The sequence below is a fragment of the Halomonas sp. AOP25-F1-15 genome, assembly GCF_052378675.1.
Lineage (GTDB): Bacteria > Pseudomonadota > Gammaproteobacteria > Pseudomonadales > Halomonadaceae > Vreelandella > Vreelandella casei.
Window position 1 is genome coordinate 546,593 of record NZ_JBQSXV010000001.1, and the last position, 20,896, is coordinate 567,488.

21 protein-coding genes are annotated in these 20,896 nt (G+C 53.8%); 9 read left to right on the forward strand and 12 right to left on the reverse strand.

What is annotated here, in order from left to right; genetic code table 11:
* The first annotated feature begins 40 nt into the window (after positions 1-40).
* A complete protein-coding gene (ilvD, locus tag ACT3TF_RS02415; RefSeq protein ID WP_444671505.1) occupies positions 41-1,723 on the forward strand; it encodes a dihydroxy-acid dehydratase in 1,683 nt (560 codons plus the stop codon).
* A 220-nt stretch (positions 1,724-1,943) separates the two neighbouring features.
* On the opposite strand, the gene ACT3TF_RS02420 is transcribed toward ilvD, so the two are convergent.
* The gene (locus ACT3TF_RS02420) at positions 1,944-2,216 is read right to left on the reverse strand and encodes an XRE family transcriptional regulator (protein WP_096278901.1); all 273 of its coding nucleotides are present in this window, start codon (positions 2,214-2,216) and stop codon (positions 1,944-1,946) included.
* 219 nt (positions 2,217-2,435) lie between these two features.
* Here ACT3TF_RS02420 and purE point away from each other — a divergent pair, with 219 nt between their 5' ends.
* Together purE and ACT3TF_RS02430 are read left to right on the forward strand one after the other, a co-directional pair.
* Positions 2,436-2,951: a 5-(carboxyamino)imidazole ribonucleotide mutase gene (gene purE, locus ACT3TF_RS02425; RefSeq protein WP_096278903.1), complete on the forward strand. Its 516-nt coding sequence runs from the start codon at positions 2,436-2,438 to the stop codon at positions 2,949-2,951.
* Positions 2,952-2,963: 12 nt separating this feature from the next.
* The gene (locus ACT3TF_RS02430) at positions 2,964-4,121 is read left to right on the forward strand and encodes a 5-(carboxyamino)imidazole ribonucleotide synthase (RefSeq protein ID WP_444671506.1); all 1,158 of its coding nucleotides are present in this window, start codon (positions 2,964-2,966) and stop codon (positions 4,119-4,121) included.
* A gap of 129 nt (positions 4,122-4,250) precedes the next feature.
* Here the strand turns inward: ACT3TF_RS02430 and ACT3TF_RS02435 are convergent, their stop codons facing one another.
* The 7 genes from ACT3TF_RS02435 to ACT3TF_RS02465 form a co-directional block, all read right to left on the reverse strand.
* Positions 4,251-5,054, reverse strand: coding sequence for a TraX family protein (locus tag ACT3TF_RS02435; protein WP_441684709.1), 804 nt, complete (start codon positions 5,052-5,054; stop codon positions 4,251-4,253).
* 217 nt (positions 5,055-5,271) lie between these two features.
* Positions 5,272-6,042: a transporter substrate-binding domain-containing protein gene (locus tag ACT3TF_RS02440; protein ID WP_441684711.1), complete on the reverse strand. Its 771-nt coding sequence runs from the start codon at positions 6,040-6,042 to the stop codon at positions 5,272-5,274.
* A gap of 173 nt (positions 6,043-6,215) precedes the next feature.
* On the reverse strand, positions 6,216-6,947 hold the full coding sequence (locus tag ACT3TF_RS02445) for an ABC transporter permease (protein ID WP_441684713.1): 732 nt from the start codon (positions 6,945-6,947) through the stop codon (positions 6,216-6,218).
* A gap of 1 nt (position 6,948) precedes the next feature.
* Positions 6,949-7,650, reverse strand: coding sequence for an ABC transporter permease (locus ACT3TF_RS02450; protein WP_441684715.1), 702 nt, complete (start codon positions 7,648-7,650; stop codon positions 6,949-6,951).
* A 15-nt stretch (positions 7,651-7,665) separates the two neighbouring features.
* Positions 7,666-8,436 carry an ABC transporter ATP-binding protein gene (locus tag ACT3TF_RS02455; protein ID WP_441684717.1) on the reverse strand — a complete coding sequence of 257 codons (771 nt, stop codon included), beginning with the start codon at positions 8,434-8,436 and terminating at the stop codon, positions 7,666-7,668.
* 256 nt (positions 8,437-8,692) lie between these two features.
* Entirely contained in the window at positions 8,693-9,679 is a 987-nt protein-coding gene (locus ACT3TF_RS02460; RefSeq protein ID WP_444671571.1) for a succinylglutamate desuccinylase, read from the reverse strand.
* Between the two features lie 175 nt (positions 9,680-9,854).
* A complete protein-coding gene (locus ACT3TF_RS02465; RefSeq protein WP_444671507.1) occupies positions 9,855-10,295 on the reverse strand; it encodes a hemerythrin domain-containing protein in 441 nt (146 codons plus the stop codon).
* A 33-nt stretch (positions 10,296-10,328) separates the two neighbouring features.
* Between ACT3TF_RS02465 and ACT3TF_RS02470 the strand changes: the two genes are divergently transcribed.
* Both ACT3TF_RS02470 and ACT3TF_RS02475 read left to right on the forward strand, forming a co-directional pair.
* Positions 10,329-10,496, forward strand: a complete 168-nt coding sequence (locus tag ACT3TF_RS02470; protein WP_444671508.1) for a hypothetical protein — start codon at positions 10,329-10,331, stop codon at positions 10,494-10,496.
* 8 nt (positions 10,497-10,504) lie between these two features.
* Positions 10,505-11,659, forward strand: a complete 1,155-nt coding sequence (locus ACT3TF_RS02475; protein ID WP_444671509.1) for an alpha-hydroxy acid oxidase — start codon at positions 10,505-10,507, stop codon at positions 11,657-11,659.
* Positions 11,660-11,806: 147 nt separating this feature from the next.
* Here the strand turns inward: ACT3TF_RS02475 and ACT3TF_RS02480 are convergent, their stop codons facing one another.
* Positions 11,807-12,880, reverse strand: coding sequence for a tartrate dehydrogenase (locus ACT3TF_RS02480; protein ID WP_441684726.1), 1,074 nt, complete (start codon positions 12,878-12,880; stop codon positions 11,807-11,809).
* A 162-nt stretch (positions 12,881-13,042) separates the two neighbouring features.
* On the opposite strand from ACT3TF_RS02480, the gene ACT3TF_RS02485 reads away from it, so the two are divergent.
* Positions 13,043-13,999, forward strand: coding sequence for a LysR family transcriptional regulator (locus ACT3TF_RS02485; RefSeq protein WP_441684728.1), 957 nt, complete (start codon positions 13,043-13,045; stop codon positions 13,997-13,999).
* Positions 14,000-14,126: 127 nt separating this feature from the next.
* On the opposite strand, the gene ACT3TF_RS02490 is transcribed toward ACT3TF_RS02485, so the two are convergent.
* Positions 14,127-15,338, reverse strand: coding sequence for a TauD/TfdA family dioxygenase (locus ACT3TF_RS02490; protein WP_444671510.1), 1,212 nt, complete (start codon positions 15,336-15,338; stop codon positions 14,127-14,129).
* A gap of 140 nt (positions 15,339-15,478) precedes the next feature.
* Here ACT3TF_RS02490 and ACT3TF_RS02495 point away from each other — a divergent pair, with 140 nt between their 5' ends.
* The 3 genes from ACT3TF_RS02495 to ACT3TF_RS02505 all read left to right on the forward strand — a co-directional run bounded on the left by ACT3TF_RS02495 (position 15,479) and on the right by ACT3TF_RS02505 (position 18,214).
* Complete coding sequence (locus ACT3TF_RS02495) at positions 15,479-16,342, forward strand: LysR substrate-binding domain-containing protein (protein WP_441684731.1); 864 nt, start codon at positions 15,479-15,481, stop codon at positions 16,340-16,342.
* A 119-nt stretch (positions 16,343-16,461) separates the two neighbouring features.
* Entirely contained in the window at positions 16,462-17,898 is a 1,437-nt protein-coding gene (locus ACT3TF_RS02500; protein ID WP_441684733.1) for an alanine/glycine:cation symporter family protein, read from the forward strand.
* Positions 17,899-17,914: 16 nt separating this feature from the next.
* On the forward strand, positions 17,915-18,214 hold the full coding sequence (locus tag ACT3TF_RS02505; protein WP_444671511.1) for an MGMT family protein: 300 nt from the start codon (positions 17,915-17,917) through the stop codon (positions 18,212-18,214).
* A 102-nt stretch (positions 18,215-18,316) separates the two neighbouring features.
* Here ACT3TF_RS02505 and ACT3TF_RS02510 read toward each other — a convergent pair whose 3' ends face one another.
* Both ACT3TF_RS02510 and ACT3TF_RS02515 read right to left on the reverse strand, forming a co-directional pair.
* A complete protein-coding gene (locus tag ACT3TF_RS02510) occupies positions 18,317-19,885 on the reverse strand; it encodes a bifunctional GNAT family N-acetyltransferase/carbon-nitrogen hydrolase family protein (RefSeq protein ID WP_096278934.1) in 1,569 nt (522 codons plus the stop codon).
* Between the two features lie 42 nt (positions 19,886-19,927).
* The gene (locus ACT3TF_RS02515) at positions 19,928-20,842 is read right to left on the reverse strand and encodes a DMT family transporter (protein WP_444671512.1); all 915 of its coding nucleotides are present in this window, start codon (positions 20,840-20,842) and stop codon (positions 19,928-19,930) included.
* Positions 20,843-20,896 lie beyond the last annotated feature (54 nt).

The window sequence follows — 20,896 nt, forward strand, 5'->3', positions numbered from 1 at the left end:
GCTATACGGATACCGTGAGCAAAGCTAAGAGAGATCAATAATGACTGAGTCATCCCAACATTCCCGTCGCCACTCTTCTCTAGTGGTCGATGGTCCAGGTAAAGCTGCTAGCCGCGCCATGCTGCGGGCGGTGGGCTTTAATGATGATGATTTTAAGAAACCCCAAGTAGGTATTGCCTCCACCTGGAGCATGGTGACCCCGTGTAACAGCCATATTGGTGAGTTGGCCGACTTCGCCCGCGATGGCGCTGATGCCGGCGGTGGTAAAGGCGTGATTTTCAATACCATCACTATCTCTGATGGCATTGCGAATGGCACTGAAGGTATGAAGTACTCGCTGGTATCCCGTGAAGTCATTGCGGATTCCATCGAAACGGTGGCTGGCTGTGAAGGCTTTGATGGCCTGGTGGCAATTGGCGGCTGCGATAAAAACATGCCGGGCTGCATGATGGGCTTGGCGCGTTTGAATCGCCCCAGCGTATTTGTTTACGGCGGCACCATCATGCCGGGCAAAGGCCACACCGATATCGTCTCAGTGTTCGAGGCTATGGGTGCGCACTCCCGCGGTGATATCGACCTGATCGAATTAAAGAATATCGAAGAAACCGCTATTCCTGGCCCCGGCTCCTGTGGCGGTATGTACACCGCTAACACCATGGCCTCCGCGATTGAAGCACTAGGCATGAGCCTGCCGGGCAGCTCAGCGCAGAACGCTATCTCTCAAGAGAAGCGTGATGACTGTAAAGCGGCGGGTGAAGCGGTGCTGGCGCTGCTAGAAGCCGATATTAAGCCTTCCGATATCATGACTCGCGAGGCGTTCGAGAACGCCATTACGGTCACTATCGCGTTGGGTGGTTCTACCAATGCGGTGCTGCACTTGATTGGTATGGCGCGCACCATTGGTGTTGAACTGACGCTTTCTGACTTTACCGAGATTGGTAAGCGCGTGCCGGTACTGGCTGATCTGCGCCCTAGCGGCCATTACATGATGAGCGAGCTGGTGGCGATTGGTGGCATTCAGCCAATGATGAAAGTATTGCTGGACGCAGGCTTGCTGCACGGTAACTGCATGACCGTCACCGGCAAAACTCTGGCAGAGAACTTGGCAAATATTGCGCCTTACCCCGCTGAGCCGCCGATCATCGCGTCGCTTGATAAGCCGGTTAAAGCAGAAAGCCATTTGCGTATGCTTTACGGCAACTTGGCGCCAGAAGGGGCCGTTGCGAAAATCACTGGTAAGGAAGGTACGCGCTTTTCTGGCTCCGCGCGGGTATTTGGCTCTGAGGAAGAAGCTCAGGCACGCATTAATGACGGCACCGTCGTGGCTGGCGACGTTGTGGTTATTCGCTACGAAGGCCCGAGAGGTGGCCCGGGTATGCGCGAAATGCTCACGCCTACATCGGCCATTATGGGCCGCGGCCTGGGTAACGACGTTGCGCTAATTACAGACGGACGCTTCTCGGGTGGCAGCCACGGCTTTGTGGTTGGGCATGTGTCGCCGGAAGCGTTCGACGGTGGCCCGCTGGCGCTGGTGGAAAATGGCGACACCATCACCATTGATGCCCAGGCGGACACCATTGACGTTGATTTGTCAGACGAAGAGCTGGCTCGCCGTCGCGCGGGGTGGCAGCAGCCTGAACCCCGCTATACCCGTGGCGTGCTGGCGAAATATGCGCGTTTGGTTAGCTCGGCCAGCACCGGTGCGGTAACCGACCAAGAGTAAATCGACGTAATAATCGCGTTGTCATGAAGCGGTAAAGCGCAAGGCTGAATATCAAAGCCTTGCGCTTTTTTATGGGTATAAAGTAGAAAAAAATCATGGCAGGTATGCGAATCGGTGCAGCTATTGAGTTGGTTTTTAAATGCGAGAGGATAAATATTTGATCAGACCGCCGGGAGGCGGCCTGTGGAAGAAAGCGCGATGAGAAAGCAGAAGAATACTGCTAAGGCGCCTCCAGCTCTAAGGTGCGACGCAGGGCGAGGAGTTCATCCACGCACAGATGCTCAAGCCTTCCGGCGAGCAAGTCGCTAATTTTTTGAACGGGAAGTCCTGCCCGACGGGCAATGTCTCGACTTCCTAGGTCTGATACTGCGATCAGACGCGTTATGATACGCATTAAACGCGTACGTTTTTCTAGTTCCCTGACATCGAGGTCAGGGCTGCTTCGCGGGGGATCAACCTGTTCCGCTGTGGCAGTTGCGCGTGCCGTGCTCATGTGGCTCCATTAGTCTGAAATGACAAACACACAATGCCGCCAACCGGTGCGCTTTTCAATGCCTTTTTTGATGAAAATTTCACGATGCAGGCAAAGCCCGCAAACGGGCTAGCTCTGGTAAACTATCCGCCTTCCTATTTTTCAGTGCGCCAGGCTTGGTGCGCGCCATTTTTTCAATTTAGTTTTGCTTTTATAGGCCGTTGGGCCGAGGAGTTTTGCATGTCGTCGAACAGCACACCCAAGGTGGGCGTGATCATGGGGTCTAAGTCTGACTGGCCCGTCATGGAGCACGCAGTGGCGATGCTGGAACAGTTGGGCGTGGCGTATGAAACGCGCGTGGTATCGGCTCATCGCACGCCTGACCTGCTGTTCGACTATGCCAAGAGCGCGGCTGAGCGCGGCCTACAGGTGATTGTGGCTGGCGCGGGTGGCGCGGCCCACTTGCCGGGTATGGTTGCTTCACAAACGCCGCTGCCCGTGCTGGGCGTGCCGGTAGAGTCCAAAGCCTTGAAGGGCTTGGATTCACTGCTTTCGATTGCGCAGATGCCAGGTGGTATTGCGGTAGGAACACTCGCAATTGGTAAAGCGGGGGCGACCAACGCCGGGCTACTGGCGGCACAAATCGTCGGCCTGCAAGATGCTGCGGTGCGCAGTGCGGTAGAAGCCTTTCGCGCTGAGCAGACTCAGAAAGTACTCGACAACCCAGATCCGCGCCCCGAGCCGGACGTTGAATAAGGAAGCTCGGTTATGACGTCTGGTATTACCAAGCATTCAGGCATGACCCAACGTATTGGCATTTTAGGCGCCGGTCAGCTTGGCCGTATGTTAGCGCTGGCAGGATATCCGCTGGGCAATCGCTTCACCTTCCTGGATACCACGGGCAACCCCAGTGCAGGCATCGGTGAGGTGATCATCGACCCCGATAACCAGCGCTTGGCCGAGTTCCTGGCTAACGTCGATGTGGTGACCTACGAGTTTGAACACTTGCCCGTTCAATTGGTGCGCGACATTGAACAGCACAAGCCGGTATATCCCAGCAGCCGGGCAATTGAAGTGTGCCAGAACCGTGTCGAAGAAAAGACGCTGTTTGATCGCTTGGGCATCCCCACGCCCGCCTACCGGGTCGTCGAGAGTGCCGAGCAGCTTGAAGCTGCCGCTCGTGAGCTTGGCTGCCCCGTGGTGGCCAAATCAGTCACTGAGGGCTACGACGGCAAAGGCCAGGCGGTGCTGAAGCATCCTGAGCAGGCGCAGGACGCATGGGCGGCTATCGGCCACTCGCAGCTGGTGGTTGAGGCCTTCGTTGATTTCGTGCGCGAAGTGTCAATGATTGCTGTACGGGGTCGCGATGGCGAGGTGGTGTTCTATCCCATGGCGGAAAACCAGCACGTCGACGGCATTTTGCGCTACTCGGTCGCGCCGCTGCCTGACTTGGATGCCAGCGTTCAGCAAACCGCCGATAGCTATATTCGTGCGCTGTTAGATGAGCTGGATTATGTGGGTGTACTGGCGCTGGAGTTGTTTCAAACCCGTGACGGCAGCCTGCTAGCCAATGAAATGGCGCCTCGCGTGCATAATTCTGGCCATTGGACCATGGATGGGGCGGTCACCAGCCAGTTTGAAAACCATCTGCGTGCGATACAGGGCCTGCCTTTAGGCGATACGCAAGCGATTGCGCCCACCTGCATGATTAACGTTATTGGACGCGAAGGTGATAACGCGGCCATGCTGGCGCTTGCTAACACGCATCTGCACCGTTATGACAAAGCTGAGCGCGCCGGTCGTAAGCTTGCCCACGTCAATATCCTAGCGGCCAACCACGCCGCACTGCTTGAAAAAGTGCGCACATGTAGCGCGCTGCTGCCAGAAGCGCCGCCCCCAGCGCTAAGCTTTACTGACAAGCTCTGATAGCAAACTGTAATAGCAAAAAGCCGCCTGCTAGCAACAGGCGGCTTTTTAGTGCTGGCGATTGAGCACTACTGATTGAGCACTACTGATTAAGCACTAATGATTGAGCGCTGCTGATCACTAATGCATTTAGCTCAACTGGCCACTCAGTAGTACCCACAGCGCAATTAATGCGAAGTGACCGGGATACCAGGCTAGCCATAAACGGCGCGGCATCTCCACGATGACGGTGGGAATATAGCGGGCCGCACCGGCAGCTAAAATCAGTACGATGACGCAGGTGCCAACGGTGAATGATTTGGCCATATCCGAAGCATTCATTTGCCCTGCGATCCAGAGCACTGGAAAGGCCGCTAGCCCCGCCCATAGGCGCGCTTGGAAATGGTTGCCTGCCTGATGTAATGCGTGCATCGCAAACATTAATAGCGGAATCAGCAGCAGCCCGTTATGACCGTATTCCACCCAAAACCCGAGTAAATACCAAACCGTCACACCGACCGCTGAACCGGCTAATAGCCAAGGTAACCCTAGCGTTTGCTGCTGATAGTGCTGCCAGCCTTGGCGGACTAACGTACCCAGCACTAGGCCACTGGCCAGGGTAAAGCAGACGTTTAAGATAAACGCGTCGGATGCGCGGGGCATGACCATATAGGGCAGCTGAGCAACCAGGCCAATCACTAAAATGCGGCGTGAATAGCGTAGCGGGTTACGCGTATTAAACAGCCCGTGCCAGGCCACCATCGCAGCGAAGAGTGGGAAAGCAATGCGGCCAATGGATGAACCTGCCCAACCTAAATCCCAATCACCCGGCAATACATAGCGCGTTAGATGATCGACGGTCATTGTGAACAGTGCTAACCATTGCCCCCAGCCAGTCCAATGGGATGACGGGCGCGAGCGAGTGTCTGGGTGAGTACCCGGTGAAAGAGCCATAGAACCTCCGTGTTGATCAACTGCAATGATACACAGACTCAGGCAGTTCTACCTAGTTCACTGAATTTGCTGCGTTTGAAAGGAGTGGGAATGGGCGGTAGCTGAGCGAGAATGTGCCGGCATTGTACTGCTTTAAAACACGTCACCCCGGCATAGGCCGGGGTGACGATAGCACTTATTACTCGTTAAGCAGGAGACTACCTACTGAGTGCTGCGATTACTCTTCGCCGAAGTAGCGCGTAAAGATTTCGTCGTAGGTGCCGTCTTCTTGTACTTCAGCCAGCGCTTCGTTGAATTTCTCGGCTAGCGCTTCATCGCGCTGACGGAAGGCGATACCAAAGCCATCGCCGAAGTATTCCTTGGGTTCGCTAATGCGCTCACCGATCACCACATAGTCAGCGTCGTCGCTTTCAAGCAGCGTTGTTTTGCCAATCGGGAAGTCGAGGAAAACGATGTCCAGACGCTCGGCTTCCATGTCCAGCACCATGTCGTCAGCCGTAGAGTAGCGGCTGATTTCGGCGACGCTGCTAAAGTTGTCCGTGACGTAGTTATCTTGCAAGGTACCGCGCTGAACGCCGATGGTCATGCCTTCCAGCGTTTCTTCATTCGCTTCGCTGATGTCCAGGTCGCTGGCGGCGAACCAGGCTGACGGCATAGTGATGTAGGCGTCAGAAAACAGCACCTGCTCACGACGCTCATCGTTGATGGTCATCGACGACATGATGGCGTCATAGTTGCGTGACATTAAGCCTGGAATAATGCCATCCCACTCTTGCTCGACCCATTCGCAGGTAACGCCCATGCGATCACACAGCTCGTTGCCAAGGTCGATATCAAAGCCGGTAAGCTCGCCTTCAGCGGTGCGAAATTCCATCGGCTCATAGGGAACGTCTACGCCAATACGCACGTTATCGTAATCACGTGCTTGGGCGGAGGAGGCTGCGGCGATGGCTACGCCCAGAAGAGAAACCGTTACTAGTTTTTTCATTTTTCTACTCCGTAGAAAACAGGTTTACTAATTATCATCCCCTTTAACGTACCCCAGCTGGTGGCAGACGAAAAGAGGCAATTACTGCTATAAACCAACGCTTGTTTGACGGTGGTAGATTTAGGTTTGCTACTGCCACAAACTTATCAGGCCCAGGGGCTAGCATTGATTGATTACGGCGTTTGCGGCTGTAAGTGCGCCAATAGGCGTTTTTCTAAGAAACGGAAAAAGTACAAAATTCCGAACGTTAAGCACAGGTAGATAGCGGCGACAAACAGAAACGCATCGAACGGCGCGTAAAAACGCGCGTACACAAATCGAGCGGCACCGGTTAAATCCATCAGGGTTACTACGCTGGCAATCGCACTGGCATGCAGCATAAAGATAACTTCGTTGCCGTAGGCAGGTAGGGCACGACGAAAGGCGCTGGGCAAAATGATTCGCCGCATCATTAGGCTTTGTGACATGCCATAGGCGCGGGCGGCTTCAATTTCACCTTGCGACGTCGCTTTGATCGCACCGCGAAAAATCTCGGTGGTATATGCCGCAGTGTTCAGCGTGAAGGCAATCAACGCAGGGTAAAAAGCGCCGCGCAGTATGGGCCATAAAAAAGACTCTTGAATGCCGTCGATAAACACCACGCCGTAATAAATGATGTAAAGCTGAATCAGCAGCGGCGTGCCGCGAAATACGTAGGTAAACAGGTAAGTCGGCAAACTAATCCATTTGTGCTTTGAGCTGCGCATAATCGCCAGCGGCACGGCAATAATCAGCCCCGCAATCAGTGATAAAAAGACCAGTTGTGTGGTGGTGACCAAGCCTTCCCAGTAGTAGCCCAGCGTATTCGCGGTAAAAATGGTGTTGTCAGCGAGCAGGTCATTAAACCAAGTAGAAATATCAAGCATCTCACTGACCTCCAAAGCCGATGTCATAGCGTTTCTGCAAGCGCGCAAAAATCCATTCAGATACGCTGGCAATTAGCAGATAAACCACTGCGACGGGAATCAAAAAGGTAAACGGTTCGTGAGTGGCGCGGGAGGCTTCGGCGGCTACGCGAACCATATCGGTCAGGCCAATAACGGACACCAGCGCAGTGGTTTTCAGCAGTACCATCCAGTTATTCGATAGCCCTGGCAGCGCATGGCGCATCATTTGCGGGAAACGAATGCGTCTAAATACTAGGCTGCTACTCATGCCGTAGGCTTTACCCGCTTCAATCTGGCCGTTGTCGACCGCCATAAAGGCACCGCGAAAGGTCTCGCCCATATAGGCGCCAAAGATAAAGCCAATGGTCAGCACGCCGGCGGCGAAGGCATTGAAGTTAATATAAAGATCGATCTCGTAGTTGTAATAAAGCATGTCGCTAATAGCATTCACGCCAATTTGGCCGCCAAAAAAGAGCAGCATCATAAGCACGAGATCAGGCACGCCACGAATTAACGTAGTGTAAACAGTAGCCGTTCGCCTTAAAAACCAATTACGCGACATCTTTGCGGTGGCGGTTAGCAGCCCCAAAATAATCGACAGGAGTAACGATAGCACCGCCAACTGAATAGTGACGCCAGCCCCTTCGATCAGCCGGGGACCATAACCTTGTAAATCAAGCATGGTAAGCCTCGCAGATCAGTATTTGGGTGCTAAAAATTGTTTCAGACGCGCAGACTGCGGATTGCCAAGCACCTGATCCGGTGGCCCCGCTTCTTCCACTAAGCCCTGATGAAGATAAATAACCTGACTGGATACATCGCGAGCAAAGCTCATCTCGTGTGTCACCACGACCATCGTTCGGCCTTCTTCAGCCAAACCGTGCATGACTTTGAGTACGTCGCCGACAAGCTCAGGGTCAAGTGCAGAGGTGGGCTCGTCAAACAGCATGACTTCTGGGTCCATCGCCAGGGCACGGGCAATCGCGCCACGCTGCTGCTGACCACCTGACATTTGCGCGGGGTAAGCATTGGCGCGCGCCGTTAAGCCAACCCGATCGAGCAAGGCGTGGGCATGCTCTAGGGCTTCTTTTTTGGGTTTTTTCAGCACATGGATTGGCGCTTCTATAATATTTTCCAGCAGCGTCATGTGTGCCCACAGGTTGAAACTTTGGAACACCATCGAAAGCTTGGCCCGCATCTGCACGACCTGCTTCCAATCTTCCGGCTCGCGGCCGTGTTTAGTTGTCTTAAAGCGGATTGACTCGCCGTGAACAATGAGTTCGCCATCGTCGGGCTGCTCAAGCAGGTTCATGCAGCGTAAAAAGGTACTTTTACCTGACCCAGAGGCGCCAATCAGTGTGATGACATCGCCCTTTTGGGCTTGCAGTGAAAGGCCTTTTAGGACTTCCGTATCGCCAAAGCGCTTTTTAATATTACGCACTTCAAGGGGCGTAGGCGTAGCGGCCATAACATTGGCTCCAGTACTGAGTTGCCGCAGCAACAGTAGGTTGTTTGGTGCGGCTGGCGCGAAAAAGGGGGCGATTCTATCAGGCTGGGCACGCTGCGCGCGCCCTAATTATGACATTAAGCATTCGACGTTAGTCCCTTTGCTTAATGGCCTGTGATCTTCTCGCCATTATTATTGTCAACATCGCTGACTTTCATACGGTTTTAAAGCCCATTTTTTCTCAGTTCTTTCGTGATGCTCTTAGAATTGTACTGATTTAAGATTGTGCTGAAATGGGTGCTACTAATAATGCTGCCCTAGCGCCCACTTCAACGTTGGCGTTAGGAAACACCACGCAAAGAGGCGTATCGCCTACTCGAAAATCACCCGCAGTGCCGTCTTGCGACAACAGCGTGCCGGGTTCGAAGCGGCTGAAATTGAGCGTGTCGTCGGAAAAACACAGTTGGAAATCGTCAGAGTGGCGCATGAGTTCGTGGTGAACTTGAAAAAACACCATCTGTGACGCTGGCTTACCTGCTGGCTGATGACCTTCACTCAGTGATGTAAGCAGCGCACGCATGGGTGCCAGCGATGCCATGTCGTTTTGGCCAAAAGGTGCGACACGCCCCAGCTCAATAGTAAACGCCTGGGCTGCGTGATAATGCTTGCTGTAGTGAGAGAATGTCCAGCTGTGCTGATGTTGATGCAGCACTGCCTGCATGTCCGCCGCGGCGAACCAGCTCCACTGCGAAGGGGCGGTCGCTGATTGCGCAAAGGGTTCCACGACAAAGCGTGGGTAGCGACTGCCTCGAATGGCGGTATGCAGGTCGTAATGCAGCTTGGGGCGATCGGTATGGCGGGTATAAAAATGATCGACCGCGTCCATTAGTTCACGGGCGCGATCAGGTTCTGGGCCTTCAACGGTTAGCTCGCGGTTGAACAGGCGGTTTAAATTGGTGCTGAAAAAGCGCTGCTGAGCCTTAAGCGCAGGCAAGTTGCCTAGAATGACTAACACGGGCGCGCCCAGCGTCGCGGTGCCTGCTTCCAAAGCGCTTAGCCACTCACCGATCAGCTCAACCGGCGCCGTTTCGTTGCCGTGGATCGCTGCTGAAAAGATGCAAGCGTGGGCATCAGCGCTTGGCTGATGAGGGGTGAGCTCCATAATGCCAGGCGCGTGTAAAGAATACGTTCCGCTTCTAAAAGCGCCGCTGCGAGAGGCGGGGGGCTGCCCGTCAAGCGACCAATCGAGCCAGTGGCCTAGCATTGTTGGTTCCTTCATCCGTGTGGTTGTCAGCATAACCGTGAGCCTAGGTTTAGCACGTTGAGCGAGTGTGACAAACCCATAGGTCGTTCGCGTGAAAAAGCCCAGTTTAATCATGAAACAATGAAAAAGCGCCCATGCTAGGCATGAGCGCTTTTTTTGCAGAAGGAATGTCAGGTTAGGCTGAACGCTGGCGCTTCATCTCTTGCTGATACTCGCTGGCGAGAGAGGTTTTTTGTTTGTCTTCAAGCCCACGCCCAGCCAGCTGGAAAACTTCTTGCTCTTCTTCATCCAGGTGATGGGTCACTAAATGCTGCAGCTGTTTAGCATGGGTCAGCCAGTGAGTCGCGCTATATTCAGTTTCATCAAGCAGCTCTAATAGCTCGTCAATCTCATGGTGCTCAGCCACGCTGTGGCGCGCTTTTTCTTGGGTGAGATCAATGGCCATCATGGGGATATACAGCGCCCGCTCTTCCGCCGCCGCATGGCCGTGCAATTCAGCCCGCACCTGCTGATACAGGTTAGCGCGCTCGTCACTATCGCCGTGAGTCTCAACTAACTGGGCGAGCAGGTCGCGCTGGATATCATGGTCCTTGCGCAGGGCTTCAAAAATCGTCATTCCTAGCTCCTTGGAAACGTTTCAGGGGTTGGCATGACAAAGCTAGTGGTGGATGACGTAAAGTGCAAGGTGACGCCGCTCGCTGGCGTCGTGGTTCTTGAGCAAGTGGCGCAGTTGGCTATCGACAATTTGTTGATTGCGTTGAAGCGTAAACCCCCTCCTAATATGGTAAACCCCAACGCGTGGACGAAGACCCAATAGGAAATGGTGTGAAGCAACTAAAAAAAATCGGCAACCTGCAGGACTTTGAACGCGTAGCTCATAAACACTTACCTAGGCCGCTGTTTGGCTATGTGGCTAACAGTGCAGAAGAGGGTAAAACGCAGTTAGCCAATCGGCAGGCGTTTGATCGCTATGCCTTGCGGCCTAGAGCCCTAGTTGATGTGTCTGCAATCTCGATTGAAACTGAGCTTTTAGGCCAGCGCTATAGCGCGCCCTTTGGCATTGCTCCCATGGGGATTAGCGCCTTAACGGCTTACCGCGGTGATCTTGTGCAGGCGCGCGCGGCGGCTAAAGCCAAGCTTCCGATGATACTTAGCGGAAGCTCGCTTATCCCTCTTGAAACTGTTCAGAAGGATGGGCCCACCGACTGGTTCCAGGCTTATTTGCCCGGCACGCTTGATGAGATTGAAGCATTGCTTGCTCGCGTCGAGCGGGCGGGCTACCGCAACTTAGTGATTACGGTGGATTATGCCATGCCACCTAATGGTGACAATAATCGCCGCAGCGGTTTTTCATCGCCGCTTCGGCCGAGTTTGCGGCTGGCCTGGGATGGCATTATTCGACCACGCTGGCTCTTCGGTACTTTTCTACGCACGCTCTATCATCACGGCATACCGCATTTTGAGAATAACTATGCCCAGCGGGGCATTGCGGTTATCTCCAAGAATGTCACTCGCGATTTCTCTGGCCGCACTCATCTCGACTGGAGCTACCTTGAGCGGGTGAGGGCGCTATGGCCAGGCAAGTTGATCGTCAAAGGGATTCTGCATCCTGAGGACGCACGGCGAGTTGAAGCGCTGGGAGGCGACGCTGTCATTGTGTCCAATCACGGTGGTCGGCAGCTCGATAGTGGTGTTGCGGCACTCGATGCGCTGCCTGATATTGTCCAGGCTGTGGAGCATATCCCGGTGATGGTCGATAGCGGTTTTAGACGCGGCACGGACATTATTAAAGCATTAGCGTTAGGGGCAGACTTTGTATTCATTGGCAGGCCGATTAACTACGCGGCAGCTTATGCAGGTGAGGCGGGCGTGACGCATGCATTGAATCTACTGCGTGAAGAGGTTGTCCGCGATTTGGCATTAATGGGGGTGACGGATATTGGCCAGCTTGCACCTGAGCATTTGGTGGCCCGACCCTAAAATAGCGCGTGGGCCTATAGGCGCACGCGCTTAGCGTCATTGCTCAGTCGTTCAGGCTCAGATCTTAAACCTATGTATTTAAAGCAAAGTATTTACAATATAAGTATTTAAAAATAAGTATTTAAAGCCTGAGCGCCGCGTTCAGTTTTAGACCGCAAGCTTATCGGCAATTGCCCGGCCCAGGCTTGCGGTGGTGCCTTGCCCGCCCACGTCGCGAGTAAGTACTTGGCTATCGCCTTCGCTGAGTACTTCCTCAATCGCCGTTACTATAGCGTCGGCGGCTTCCTTGTAGCCTAAGTGTTCAAGCATCATGGCACCTGACCATATCTGGCCAATAGGGTTGGCGACACCTTTGCCGGCGATATCAGGTGCGCTGCCATGAACTGGCTCGAACAGGCTCGGGAATTTGCCTTCTGGGTTAATGTTGGCCGACGGTGCAATGCCGATAGTGCCGGTACAGGCGGGACCTAAGTCAGAAAGTATATCGCCAAACAGGTTGCTGCCCACCACCACGTCAAACCAGTCCGGATGAAGTACAAAGTTAGCGGTCAGAATGTCGATATGAAATTTATCCACGGCAATCTCTGGGTAGCCTTTCGACATTTCGACTACGCGCTCATCCCAATAGGGCATAGTGATTGAGATACCGTTGGACTTGGTCGCCGAGGTCAGCTTTTTGCGTGGGCGTGTTTGGGCCAGCTCAAACGCATATTTCAGCACGCGATCGACGCCGGTGCGGGTCATGATGGTTTCTTGAATGACGACTTCACGATCAGTGCCTTCAAACATCTTTCCGCCAACGCTTGAGTACTCGCCTTCGGTGTTCTCGCGAACTACATAAAAGTCGATATCACCCGCTTCGCGACCTGTTAGCGGGCTCTTAATGCCGGGCATCAGTTTGCAAGGACGCAGGTTAATGTATTGATCGAACTGGCGGCGGAATTGGAGCAATGAACCCCACAGTGATATGTGGTCAGGCACTTTTTCAGGCCAGCCAACGGCACCATAGAAGAGCGCATCGAAATCTTTTAGCTGCTCGAACCAGTCATCCGGCAGCATCTTGCCGTGTTCTAAATAGTAGTCGCAGCTACCAAATTCAAAGACGCTAAATTCAAGATCAATATTGAAACGCTTGGCAGCAGCTTCAAGCGCGCGAATGCCCTCAGGCATTACTTCGGTGCCAATGCCATCGCCAGCAATGACCGCAATCGTATGAGCCATGGTAACTCCTTACATTGTTTGTTATTCAATATCAGTTCAGAGGTATGAATACTGAAACATAAAGCACTATCAGAACTGAGTGTAGCGGCTATTTGTTAAGAGATAATCAGGCTATTATTCAAGTTATTGTTGCTTGAAAGTAGAGAATAGCCGGGGTGTTAGATGGCTCAGTTGGATGATTTGGCTTTTTTTCAGCATTTAGCCCGTGCCGGGAGTTTAACGGCGACGGCACGCGAGCTTGGCCTTTCGCTGTCAGCGGTGAGCAAGCGATTAAAAATGCTTGAAGGGCGTTTAGGCGTCGAGTTGGCTGCCCGTACCACAAGGCGCTTAACGCTGACGGCCGAGGGCGAACGCTATTTTGCACGTGGGGCACTGATTTTAGACGAGCTTGATGAACTGGAAAATTCATTGGGCGAGAGTATCAACCAGGCGCTTAGCGGCAGGCTACGCATTAACGCCACCTTTGGCTTTGGCCGTCGCCACATTGCTCCTTTGCTGTCACGTTTCTGTGCCCAGCATCCAGACGTAGAAGGGTGGCTCGAGCTCACTAACTTTCCGCTTAATTTGAGCGATCACGGTTTTGATATTGGCATTCGCATTGGCGAGCCTCCAGAGTCGCGCTTGGTCGCCCGGCGAATTTTAATGAATCGGCGCGTGCTCTGCGCATCACCTGCGTATATCGCCCAGGCGCCAACGCTTCAAACGCCCGCAGACCTGCAGCAGCATGCTTGCTTAGTGATCCGTGAGAACGACAGCGATTTTCCAGTGTGGCGCTTTGAGCAATGCGGTCAGCCTGCCAAGGTACAGTCGGTCAAAGTCAGCGGCCGGTTGGCAAGCAATGATGCGGAGGTGACCACCCGGTTAGCGCTGGATGGGCACGGTGTCATGTTGCGTTCGTGGTGGGATGTTAATGAGCACCTTGCCAGCGGCGAATTAATGGCGTTACTGCCTAGCTGGCAAGGCGTACGAGCAGACTTTTACGCGGTGTTTGAGCAGCGCCGCCACGTGCCCGCCAGGCTGCGCGCCTTTATTGATTTTGCGCAACGGGAAATGGTCGGGCGAGTGTCGGCACTGCCAGAAGAAACGAATAGCGGCCCGGGCACGAATCGCCCTGAGTAACCTCGATGAGGTCATCGGCCGGGAAGTCTAGCTCTGCCGCACGCTGTTGTAGACGCGCTTCTGTCGCACTATCCATTTGCGGTGTGCGTGACAAAATCCACGTCTAAGATGTTGTAACCGCCGTAAATTAGTCGCAGGTAACAGTTGAATGATCGCTATTGCGGGCGAGCACGCGAAGGCGTGAAGCCAGCATATCGCGGTCGAGGTAGGTGCCCTGCAAATGGCGTGCGCCGCTGTTGGGGTCGAACTCACGACGACCATGAAGCACACGGCGATTATCAAACGCCACCATCTGCCCCGGGCGAAGCGTGAACTCTAACTGATGTGCTTCGCTGTGAAACAGCTTCCACAGTAGAGCGTAAGCGCTGTACCAAGCTTCCATTTGCTCCACGGGTAGATGAAGGGCGTCGCGAATCCAGTTATTTAGGCGCATCTCAACAAGGTTGCCGGCGCAATCCAGTGTGATCACTGGCGCCCGCATAGAAATATCGTGGGTTTCATCCTGGAAGCGGAAATCAATCGGTGTCCCGCTGAGAATGGCTAACGCCGCCGGGTCTTTCTGGCGTAGGGCTTCGACGACGCGGGCACCATCCGCAAACAGTGATTCGCCACCGTTGGCGTCGTTTTGCAGGCAGTAGAGCAACTGAATATCCGGCGGTTGGCGCCAGTTGGGCAAATCGATATGCAGGGGTAACCCGACCGCAGTATAAGCCGCGTTGTTGGGGTTGGGTTTTGAGCGCACATCGAAGCGAGCGCCAAAGTTGGTGGCACGCAGCGGCCCAATACGCTCAGCTAAACGGCTCACTTCCTCTTCTACCAAGGGGCCATCCGTCATTAGTGCCAGCCCATCGCGTAGCATGGCGGTGAGCCAGGCTTTCTCACCTTGAGGCGTTAAAAAATCGCTGTGACTGATACGCTCAGGCGCAAAGTTATCATTCCACGCGATGCTGCTGGGTACCGCTGAGCTCAGGCTTGCTTCTGGGCGGCGTTGATATAGCCAGCCGCAATGAAACGCGCTGGCATGCCCATCCGGCCAGTTCAGGTGCAGGTGGCCATCCCGTAGCGCAACGCTTGGCGGCTCAGAAATCGCTTCAAGTGGCAGATAGAGCCTTTCGCGTGTCTGCGGATGACGGCAGGCATGGCAGGCGCAGTGATCGCGCAACCAGAGTAAGGGCAGGGTGGTTTGCTGGCCATCTTGCCACTCAAGTGAGATGCCATATTGGACGAGTGTCGCCTGGGTGAGTGCAGGCCCGGCTTGGTAGGGGGTTAATTCGCCCATGTCTGGGGCGTGAACATTGCTCGTTATTGTCGAAGGTATCGTTTGTATTGCGCTGTTCATTAAAACTCCAGATGACTCCCTTGACGGAAATGTCTAGGGGGCGGTGCATTACTGTTATTTAGGATGAAGGAGTAGCCGCGTCAGTGACAAACGATTAATCTGACCCCTAAGACATCGTTTTACTTATAGGTAGCTTTTTCATGGGTCAATTACCGCCGTTGTTATGGCTGCAGGCCTTTGAGTCTGCGGCACGTACATTGAGTTTTACCGCCGCAGGTAACGAGCTAGGCGTCACTCAGGCTGCCATCAGCCAGCGTGTTAGGCTGTTGGAGGATCGCGTAGGTCAAAAATTGTTTGTGCGCCATGCCCGTAGTTTGACGTTAACGCCCGCCGGGCAGGCATGGATGCCGAGTATTCATGATGCTTTCATGCGCATTAGTGAAGGCACGCTAGAAGTCTTTGGCAGCACCACTGAGCAGCCGGTCACGATACGCACGACACCGGTGATTCAGCAGTCCTGGCTGGCTCCGCGCTTAATTGCTTTCCACCGTGCCTATCCGCAGGTCGCCGTTCGCTTGGTAAGTGCGATCTGGCCGGATGATTTCGGCCCCGAAGGCGCTGACATTGAAATTCGTTACGGCAAAGGGGAATGGGCCGGTGTTGATATGCAGTCGCTAGGTGAGGATCAACTGCAGCCGGTTTGTTCGCCTGCGCTGGCTAAAACACTGGCGTCACCAAGCGATTTGGCTGGGCATACATTGCTTCATGCAGCAGGGTTTGGCATTGGCTGGTCAGGTTGGCTTCAGGCCGCAAACGTAGCGGATATGGAAGCACGGTGTTGGTCAATAACCTGCGATAACCAGGTGATGACGCTGGTATTAGCTAGCCAGGGTGGAGGTGTCGCGCTTACCCATCGACGTTTAATGGAACGGCGCACGGACCTGGTCGCTCCCTTTGCGCTTAGCGTAGTGAGTGATGAGCGTTTTTGGTTAGTGCGCCCTAATCGTCGTCACGTAGATGAGGATGCTGCCTTGGTTTGGGCGTGGCTAGTTGAGTCACGTTAAGCTGCTTTTAACGCTGGATTGGTGAGCTTGTGGCCGGCATCATTTTTCCAATGCGCTTGCCATTTTGGTGCAACCGTGAAGAATGATGCGTTTTCAATGCTAAAAAAGGCGTCTGATATATGGAATTTTCTCTTGCAGCGCTAGTGGATCGTGGCAATGGACTGCTGTGGGGCAGCGTACTGGTTTACTTATTGATTGGTGCTGGCATCTACTTCACCGTTATGACCCGCGGTGTTCAAGTTCGTTATTTTGGCCATATGTTTAAGCTGCTGCGCAGCTCCCGCGAATCAAACGGCGGTATCTCTTCGTTTCAAGCACTTTCAACCAGCTTAGCGGCGCGAGTCGGTACGGGTAACCTTGCTGGCGTGGCCGTCGCGATCTATTTTGGTGGCCCCGGCGCCATTTTCTGGATGTGGATGACCGCGATGGTCGGCATGGCAACCAGCTTTGTAGAGTCGACGCTGGCTCAGGCGTATAAAACCGACCATGGCGATAATACCTTTCGCGGTGGCCCGGCCCGCTATATTGAAAAAGGGCTTGGCTTACGCTGGTTGGCGATGCTGTTTTCGATTTGTTTGATTATTGCGTTTGGATTGGCGTTTAACAGTGTTCAGGCCAACTCCATCGCCCAGGCGATGGAACAGGCATTTGCCATTCCCACCTGGGCCATGGGGTTAGTCTTGATGGCGGTGGTCGCACCGATCATTTTTGGTGGTTTAAAGTCGATCGCCAAAGTAGCTGAACTGGTTGTACCGCTGATGGCGTTGCTTTATCTGGTGCTGGCGCTGGTCGTGGTGGGGTTGAATATCAGTGAATTTCCCGCCGCGATCATGACGATTTTGCGCAGTGCTTTTGGTCTTGAGCAAGCAGCCGGCGGTGCCGTTGGTTACGCCGTTTCTCAGGCGATAATGAACGGTATTCAGCGCGGACTCTTCTCTAATGAGGCGGGTATGGGCTCTGCTCCCAACGCGGCGGCAACGGCCTCTACGCGCCCCGACCATCCTGCCGCGCAGGGTTTTATCCAAATGCTGGGGGTGTTTTTAGATACCCTCGTCATCTGTACGGCAACGGCGGCGATCATCATTATGGCCGGGCCAGAGCTAATGTCAGGTGATGAGAATAATGGCATTCAGCTAACCCAAATGGCGCTATCCAGCCACGTAGGCGACTGGGGCGGTATGTTTGTCGCGGTGGCGATTCTGCTGTTTGCGTTTACGTCGGTTATTGCCAACTACTCTTACGGTGAGTCTAATATTGAGTATTTAGCCGGACGCCGTGCCCCTATGGCCATTATGATTTATCGCTTTGCAGTGCTGGCGATGATTATGGTGGGTTCGGTGGCCAGTCTTGGCGCCATCTGGAACTTCGCTGACCTCTCAATGGGGATGATGGCGATTATTAACTTGGTGGCCATTTTGATGCTGTCGCCGGTGGCTTTCTCACTTTTCCGTGACTACGAAGTGCAGCTGAAAGCGGGTAAAGAGCCGGTATTTGACCCAAGCCGTTTCCCTAAGCTGGTCAATAAAGTTGATCCAAAGGCTTGGCCGAAAAAGTAAAAAGGAGGTTGTCGTCATGGCTCGGCCTGAACTACTCGAACAGATTTATACGATCGTTGATCAGATTCCGCCGGGCCGTGTCACCACCTATGGCCGCATTGCTAAAATGACGGAAGGCGCGACCCCGCGCATGGTAGGCTCGGCGATGCGGCATCTGCCGGATGGCCATCAGTTGCCTTGGCATCGCGTGATTGCGGCGTCGTTAAAGCTTGCTGATCATGGTGGGGCTGAGCGTCAGCATCAGAAACTACGCGATGAAGGTGTGTTATTTGATGCTAAGGGGCGGGTGCCTGCCCATCTCGTTTGGCCTGATTGAGAGCAACCGTGCCGCTCACTAACAACAACGCCGCCCAATGGGGCGGCGTTGTTGTATTCGGCTTAGCGATCAAGGCGTGGTGCGGTCATTCACTCTTCTCATTCACTCTTCTGACTTACCGCCGGATTTCCACGACCAGTCACGCCAGCGTAGATCGAACAAATCTTTACGACGGTCTTTCAAATTCGTCACTGAGCCTTCAGCGCGCACGACCGTGAGGCGTGTAAGATCCAAATCAGAGAAGAAAATCATCTCTGTATTGGGCGTCGTTTCCGCCAGCACGGCATCGTGCGGGAAGGCGAAATCGGAAGGCGAGAAAACCGCTGACTGAGCGTATTGAATGTCGAGGTTTTCAATCGAAGGCAGGTTGCCAACGCTGCCGCAGAGCACCACGTAGCACTCGTTTTCAATCGCCCTTGCCTGGGCACAGTGACGCACGCGCAGGTAGCCGTTTTTAGTGTCGGTCCAGAAGGGCACGAACAGGATGTCCATGTCTTGATCGGCCAGCAGGCGACCCAACTCTGGGAACTCCACGTCATAGCAAATCAAGATGCCTACGCGGCCTGCGTCCGTATCAAACACCTGAAGCTCATCACCACCCTCTATCACCCAGTCGCGGCGCTCTTGAGGGGTAATATGCAGTTTGGCCTGACGCTCAACGCTACCATCACGGTGGAACAGGTAAGCGATGTTATAGAGCCTGTCATCGTCACCGACTTCTATCATCGAGCCGCCAACAATGTTGATGTTGTACGAGACCGCCATACGCGATAGCTCGAGCTTAAATCGCTCGGTGAAACCGGCCAAAAAGCGAATAGCGCCCATTTGATCCTTCTGGGCATCGCGGTCTTGAAGGCCCATCAGCGGTGCATAGAACAGCTCGGGGAAGACCGCAAAATCACTCTGATAATCGGAGAGGGCATCAACAAAGTATTCGATCTGCTGAAGGGCGGCTTCTACCGAGGAGAACTCACGCATCTGCCACTGCACGGCACCTACACGCACTTGAGTCGGCTTGTTGTCGAGCACGCTGTCGGCGGGCTCAAATAAGATATTATTCCACTCCAGCAAGGTAGCGTAGCCGCGAGACTGCTCATCTTCCGGTAGGTATTTACGCAGCAAGCGCTTTACCTGGAAATCATTTGCCTGTTGGAAAGACAAAATCGGGTCATAAATCTCTTTGCGTGAGACTTTATCAATATATTGAGCGGGCGTAAGTTCATCGGCATGCTGGTGGTAGCCTGGGATACGTCCACCGGCAAGAATTGACCGCAGGTTCATCGAACGGCACAGCTCTTTACGTGCTTCGTAAAGACGTCGTCCTAGGCGATAACCCCGGTAGTCGGGATGAATCAGCACGTCTAGCCCGTACATAGCATCGCCATCCTCGTCGTTGAGGATAATTTCGCGATGACCAATAAGATCGTCATACTTGTGCGGGTTCGAAAACTCGTCGTAATCGACCTGAACCGTTAGGGCTACACCGACCAGAATACCATCATCTTCAATGGCGATTTGGCCATCAGGAAACTCCTGAATGAGCTTATCGATCGTGCGCTTTGGCCAAGCACCGCCAATATCGTGATAGACCGCGTCCATCAAGGTCTTGAGCTGATCGTAGTCATCGCTCATTAGGTTGCGCAGATTAAGATGCAGCTCTTCCAGGGACATATTAGGGCTTCCCAGCGTCAGAAATAAACGACCATTCTAGCATTATCGAGCGCGGCTCGACTTATCGGAGGTTAAATCACGTGTGAACGGACGGGTCAGCGTTTGCGCCATGATCACGCCCGCCAGAATCAGCAGCCCTCCCGTCAGATGGAAACTGGCCACCTGCTCGCCTAAAAAAACCATCGCAATCAGAGCGCTAAATAGCGGCATTAAATTGATGAAAATACTTGATTGATTGGCGCCGATTTGACGCACCGCACGCATCCATAAAAAGGTGGTAATTACGGAAGCAGGAATACCCGCATAGAGTATTAGCCCAATGTTTTGCCCATCGATGGGCGTCATTGGACCCATCAAGTACGGTGGTAGCAAGAACAAAACGGCAAAACAAACCTGCGCATAGAGCATTACCCAGGGCGGTAAGTTCATCGACCAGCGTTTGAGCATAACGCCATACAGTGCGTAGCAGGTGGCCGCCACGACCATTAGCGCATCGCCTAGCGCGACCTGTAAATGCAGCAGTGACAGCGGATTGCCACGCCCCAGCAGTACCGTAACGCCGACAAATGCCAGCAGGCCGCCGATGATGCCCCCAAGGGTGGGTGGCTCGCGAAGAATTAGTGCACTTAGCAGCACCGTTAACAGCGGCACCATTGCAGCTAGGATGCCCATATTAGTCGCGGTAGTCGTTTCTGCCGCGATATAGGCAAGCCCTTGCCATAGCCCCATACCGAGCAGCCCTAGCAGTGCAAGCTTAGGCCATTGGCGGCTAATCTCCGCGCGGTGTCGCAGCACTGTTGGTAGTACAAAGGGCGTCATTACCGCCAGTGCTAATAACCAGCGTAAAAAAGCGATGCTGCTCGGTGCAATGGCACCTACGCTAAGCTGATTAATGGTCATGTTGCCCGACCAGATGAGCACGGTAGCGAGCGGCGGTAAAAAGTAAATCAAGGGCATAGCAACGTTTCCTTATCGTTAGCCGGGTAATGTGCCGTGAATTCATACGCTGGG

Bases quoted from the DNA above. Each gene is read 5' to 3' on its own strand.
- ilvD (WP_444671505.1), top strand. From the start codon at position 41: ATGACTGAGTCATCCCAACATTCCCGTCGCCACTCTTCTCTAGTGGTC.
- ACT3TF_RS02420 (WP_096278901.1), bottom strand. From the start codon at position 2,216: ATGAGCACGGCACGCGCAACTGCCACAGCGGAACAGGTTGATCCCCCG.
- purE (WP_096278903.1), top strand. From the start codon at position 2,436: ATGTCGTCGAACAGCACACCCAAGGTGGGCGTGATCATGGGGTCTAAG.
- ACT3TF_RS02430 (WP_444671506.1), top strand. From the start codon at position 2,964: ATGACGTCTGGTATTACCAAGCATTCAGGCATGACCCAACGTATTGGC.
- ACT3TF_RS02435 (WP_441684709.1), bottom strand. From the start codon at position 5,054: ATGGCTCTTTCACCGGGTACTCACCCAGACACTCGCTCGCGCCCGTCA.
- ACT3TF_RS02440 (WP_441684711.1), bottom strand. From the start codon at position 6,042: ATGAAAAAACTAGTAACGGTTTCTCTTCTGGGCGTAGCCATCGCCGCA.
- ACT3TF_RS02445 (WP_441684713.1), bottom strand. From the start codon at position 6,947: ATGCTTGATATTTCTACTTGGTTTAATGACCTGCTCGCTGACAACACC.
- ACT3TF_RS02450 (WP_441684715.1), bottom strand. From the start codon at position 7,650: ATGCTTGATTTACAAGGTTATGGTCCCCGGCTGATCGAAGGGGCTGGC.
- ACT3TF_RS02455 (WP_441684717.1), bottom strand. From the start codon at position 8,436: ATGGCCGCTACGCCTACGCCCCTTGAAGTGCGTAATATTAAAAAGCGC.
- ACT3TF_RS02460 (WP_444671571.1), bottom strand. From the start codon at position 9,679: ATGCTAGGCCACTGGCTCGATTGGTCGCTTGACGGGCAGCCCCCCGCC.
- ACT3TF_RS02465 (WP_444671507.1), bottom strand. From the start codon at position 10,295: ATGACGATTTTTGAAGCCCTGCGCAAGGACCATGATATCCAGCGCGAC.
- ACT3TF_RS02470 (WP_444671508.1), top strand. From the start codon at position 10,329: ATGACAAAGCTAGTGGTGGATGACGTAAAGTGCAAGGTGACGCCGCTC.
- ACT3TF_RS02480 (WP_441684726.1), bottom strand. From the start codon at position 12,880: ATGGCTCATACGATTGCGGTCATTGCTGGCGATGGCATTGGCACCGAA.
- ACT3TF_RS02485 (WP_441684728.1), top strand. From the start codon at position 13,043: ATGGCTCAGTTGGATGATTTGGCTTTTTTTCAGCATTTAGCCCGTGCC.
- ACT3TF_RS02490 (WP_444671510.1), bottom strand. From the start codon at position 15,338: ATGAACAGCGCAATACAAACGATACCTTCGACAATAACGAGCAATGTT.
- ACT3TF_RS02495 (WP_441684731.1), top strand. From the start codon at position 15,479: ATGGGTCAATTACCGCCGTTGTTATGGCTGCAGGCCTTTGAGTCTGCG.
- ACT3TF_RS02500 (WP_441684733.1), top strand. From the start codon at position 16,462: ATGGAATTTTCTCTTGCAGCGCTAGTGGATCGTGGCAATGGACTGCTG.
- ACT3TF_RS02505 (WP_444671511.1), top strand. From the start codon at position 17,915: ATGGCTCGGCCTGAACTACTCGAACAGATTTATACGATCGTTGATCAG.
- ACT3TF_RS02510 (WP_096278934.1), bottom strand. From the start codon at position 19,885: ATGTCCCTGGAAGAGCTGCATCTTAATCTGCGCAACCTAATGAGCGAT.
- ACT3TF_RS02515 (WP_444671512.1), bottom strand. From the start codon at position 20,842: ATGCCCTTGATTTACTTTTTACCGCCGCTCGCTACCGTGCTCATCTGG.